Source organism: Nocardia asiatica NBRC 100129 (assembly GCF_000308415.1).
In the GTDB taxonomy this organism is placed as follows: domain Bacteria; phylum Actinomycetota; class Actinomycetes; order Mycobacteriales; family Mycobacteriaceae; genus Nocardia; species Nocardia asiatica.
In genome coordinates, this window is the sequence record NZ_BAFS01000379.1 from 1 (window position 1) to 4,238 (window position 4,238).

A 4,238-nucleotide genomic window follows, 5' to 3' on the forward strand; every position below is an offset into this window, starting at 1 on the left:
GGGAACACCGGGCGCCGGAGCAACAGCCGGGCCCGGTGCAGGCTGACCCGGAACACCCGGCGGTCCGGATTGACCCGACGGTGCGGAAACAGCGGGAGGTCCAGCGCTGCTCGGCTGAGCAGGGGCAGCGGTGCCTGTTTGGCCTGGTGTCGACGGAGCCGCTGGTTGGCCCGGCGCGGGCATGCCCGGCCGTCGCTGTTCGGGACGGCTCGACCACGGAGTCACCGGCCCTTGCTGCTGCTGTTGTTCTGCCGAGCCCGGCTCTCCCGCTTCTACTTCGACATCCGGGGGCCAGATTTCAGCGCTGGTCATGACCCATCCTCAGCGGTCGGCGCAATAGCCGTGCGGTTGCCACCGGAGCGATACGTTCGAGCGGCAGGCGACGGAGATCCATCCGCTGCTCCCTTCCGCTCGCTCGCCGTCGGCTGGAAAATAGCTGGCGGCCCGGGCAATTCGCGCACGTCGGTGTATGTCTTCGAGGATCATCCTGACCGGTACGACCAGGACCGCGCTTCCCGCCATTGGGAATCCTCGACAATGGTGATGTCGAGAGGAACCCCGAGCATGGTCGATGTGCAGCCGCAGACCACGGTCGCCCCATCGCGTCAACCTGCGGCGGCGACAGTGTCCGGCTGGGCTCGATAGAAACTCGCTGCGCGTCGAATAGGTGAAATCGCATGGGCTTGTTCGGTCTCGAATGGAAAGACGTCGTCTCCGGCGTAGCCAGCGGCGTGGGGTTCGCGTTCGGTGGTCCGGTCGGTTCCGCGATTCTCGGCGGTGCGGTCAGTGGCATTTGGACCGGCATCGAGAGAGGCTCGTTCGAGGAGGGTTTGCAGGCCGGACTGGTCGGCGCCGCCTTCAGCGCGATACCCGGTGGTGTGGTCGGCGGCGCGACTCGAGGCATCGCCGGCGGCGGGCTCAGGGCGTTGGGGCAGAGTTTCCGAGACGCCGGGCAGCTCATGACGCAGCGAGGTTTCGGCGGTTTCGCGGATCGACTGGCGTTCGCGCGAGCCGGGATGCCCAGATTGGGCGCTGGTTCACTGGCCGCGGGCCTCGGCAACGCCTTGGCCAGTAGAGGATACGACGTCATCCATCCCAAACCGGGCGAGCCCGCGAAGGTGTACGAGAAAACGCTTCCGACCAAAATCCTCAATGATTCGACGACATTCGACCTCAGCGCCTGAGGAGCAGTTCTGTGGAAATGCACCTGATGCTGATGCCCGATCGGACAGCGATAAGGGCGGGTAATTACCCTCCAGGATGGGTCCATTCGCCGTTCACCGAAAGTCGTTTCAAAGAGTTCTACCTCTTCTTCAAAGACGGTTACGCCAGTCTGGGCAAGGATGCCACGGCGGACAGCGTGCCGAGTGCGCCGGAGGTCTCGCAGGTCGCACCGTCGAACGCGCTCGGGAGTTTCCGGGACTACGCGACTGTGGCCGTGCAGCTGCAGCAGGCGTACCGGAATGTTCACGACACGGTCGACGCAATCGTGAAAGAGGCGGTGAAGGATTCCGCGAAGTGGTCCGATGCGGGGCAGCGGAAAATCAATCTGGTCATCGACGAGAAAGTCGTCGCGATGGCGGCCACAGCTCCGACCGACGGAATCAAGATCGATGACCATCACTGGATGTGGATCATTGCCGCGTGCAACACCGCGAGCACGGAACTGGAGAACATCTCCAAGGAGCAGGGCGGCGTCGCGAAGAACATCGACGATCAGACCGCGCGGATCAAAGAGCTGGAAGCGACCATAAAGAAGCTGGAGGCGGCGTCGAAGAATCCGGCGTCGTATCCGCCGCCGGTCGGCACCACGAACTACCCGCCGGACAGCACGACGACTCCCCCGAGCGTGGACAGCACCTTCCCACCCGGCCTGGACGGTCTGGATGGTCTGGACGATCCGAACAACTCCGATCTGACACCGCCCGGTCTGAACGACCTCCCGAGTACCGACACCCCGGGTCTGAACGGCCAGACGCCCGGCGGTCTCGACGGCATCGGGTCCACCCCGGGTACGACGACGCCGAGTACGCCTTCCGTACCGACGACGCCCGTCTCGTCACCGATGGGCTCCGGCATGGATCTGATGAGTTCCATGCTGCCGATGATGATGCAGCAGGCGATGATGCGGAACATGGCCGACCGGGATCTGAACAGCCGCCGGGAGGAATTGGATCCGCGCCGCTTCGAGGACGAGATGGATCCGGTGTCCCCGCCGCCGGTCGCCCCGCCGGTCACGGCGCAGCCCGCCACGGTGCAACCGTCGACGACGGCTCCGGCGACGCAGCACGCCGGAGCGCCCACCGGCACAGCGCCTTCCACACAGCCCGCGGGGGCGCCCGGCCGTACGCCGGGGGCGGACGGCAGCGTGATCTACACGTTCCCCGACGGTCGCACGCAGAAGGTGTCCGCGATGGTCGCCCAAGCGCTCGACGGGGCGTTCGGCAACGCCAGCGGTACCGACGCGCAGAAGGCGTATGAGAAGACGCCGGCGAAGTGGTCGGACAAGAAGCAGATCGGCGACCGCGTCGATCCCTACCAGCTGATGACCGGAGACGTCGCCACGTGGGACAAGCGCACCGCGATCCTGGTGGTGTTCGGCTCCGAGGAGGGTGGCACGCTGGAGGCCGTCGTCAACGGCGAATTGAAACCGTTCACGCCGGAGATGTCCGACAGCGCGGGTGAATTCGGTCAGTTCTCCGGATTCGTCCACCCGAAGGGCATCGAGTTGACCGCGCCGGTGGACGGGGGCGCGCCCCCGGCGACGCCGGGCTCGGCCGATCAGTCCGCGACCGCGGCAATGCCGGTTGTCGCGGCACCCGCGGGCTGATCGCGCGAGCATGTGCGGTAGCGGCAGATGAGGAGAGGAGGTCGCGATGGCGCTGAATGTGGATCCGCAGGAACTCGTCGCTGCGGCGTCGAAGCTCGCCGCGACGGCGCGCGATACCGGGGCGGCGCTGCCGGGCGGATGGGTCGTGCCCGCGGGGGCTGACCCGATCTCGGCCGCCGCGGTGCCCCAGCTCAACGCGCAGGCGGCGTCGTTGTTCAACGGAATGGCCGGTGTGCTCACCGATATCCAGCGCACCGCCCACAACATCGGCGCTGCCGCCGTGGATTACACCGCCGCCGACGACCGCGGCGCCCGCACCATCAACGGCAGCGGCGGCGAAATTCTCGGCAATCCGGTCGGCGATGTCCAGGAGATCGGACAGCGACGCCCGCCCGGGCTCCGGTTCCCGGTCGCGGGCGGCGCCGTCGATCCGTTGACCTTCGCCAAGCAGTTGCACGCCGGTCCCGGCCCGGGCGCGGCGAAGGGCTTCGCGGACGCGCTGCGCAAGTTCGCCGGTGGCCCGCATCTGGCGGCCGTCGAGGGCGTGGACGCCGCGGCGAAGACGATGCAGCACTGGGAGCCGGTCGGCGCCGCGGCGTCTGCGGAGCTCGGCCAGCGCCGGGGGTGGCTCGACCAGCTGGGCGCCGGTCTGGGCCTGCTGGCCGACGGAATCGACAGCTACAGTGACGCGTTCCGGACGGCGAAGGCGAAACATCCGACGCCGGAGGAGATCATCGCCGCGCGCAAGGAGCTGATCGCGGCGATGCGCTCCAAGAACGAACTCGGCATCCAGGCCGCCCTGGCGAAATTCAACGAACAGAACGCTCGTTCGGCCGAGACGATCACCGGCTACTCCACCGAGGTGGGTTCGAAGGTCGGCGCGAGCGAGGCCGGGGCGCAGGGCACCAACGACGGCAAGGGCAGCGGCGACAGCAGCGCGCTGAGCCAGATGCTGCCCGCCCTGATGAGTGCGATGGCCTCGGCTGGAATGCCGCTGAGCCAGCTCGCGCAGTCGGACGCGGCCGAGGCGTACGACGACTACGGCCTCGACGAATACGGTTACGACGATCTCGGCATTCCGAGCAGCCTCGGCACCGGCAGCCCGAGCGGGATGCCCTCCGGCAGCCCCGGCCTCGGCATCCCGGACGTCGACGCCGCGACCGTCCAGGCGAGCGCCTTGCCGGTGGCAGCGGCGGCCACCCTGGGTTCCGGCATGCCCCGCACGTCGGTGATCGACCCCCTGGCGCGTCCTCGGCGGCCAACGCCGCCGCCGCGCGCGGCNCCGGTGCGCCGATGATGCCGTACATGCCGATGGCGCCCGGCGCGGGCAACGCCGGTGGCAACAACGAACGCAACCGGGTCTGGCGTGGCATCCCGACGCTTGATGTACGTCGACGACACACCGCAC

The 4,238-nt window shown here is 67.9% G+C and carries 3 protein-coding genes; all 3 read left to right on the forward strand.

What is annotated here, in order from left to right; all coding sequences use genetic code 11:
• Positions 1-677: 677 nt before the first annotated feature.
• From ON27_RS29660 to ON27_RS29670, 3 genes are read left to right on the forward strand one after another with little or no spacing between them, the layout of a single operon-like run.
• Positions 678-1,184, forward strand: coding sequence for a hypothetical protein (locus tag ON27_RS29660; protein WP_043735006.1), 507 nt, complete (start codon positions 678-680; stop codon positions 1,182-1,184).
• An 11-nt stretch (positions 1,185-1,195) separates the two neighbouring features.
• A complete protein-coding gene (locus tag ON27_RS29665; protein ID WP_157227398.1) occupies positions 1,196-2,830 on the forward strand; it encodes a hypothetical protein in 1,635 nt (544 codons plus the stop codon).
• 46 nt (positions 2,831-2,876) lie between these two features.
• Complete coding sequence (locus ON27_RS29670) at positions 2,877-4,127, forward strand: PPE domain-containing protein (RefSeq protein WP_043735010.1); 1,251 nt, start codon at positions 2,877-2,879, stop codon at positions 4,125-4,127.
• Positions 4,128-4,238: the final 111 nt, after the last annotated feature.

What these genes read in the sequence shown, in the direction of transcription:
- ON27_RS29660 (WP_043735006.1), top strand. Translation starts at nt 678, where the DNA reads ATGGGCTTGTTCGGTCTCGAATGGAAAGACGTCGTCTCCGGCGTAGCC.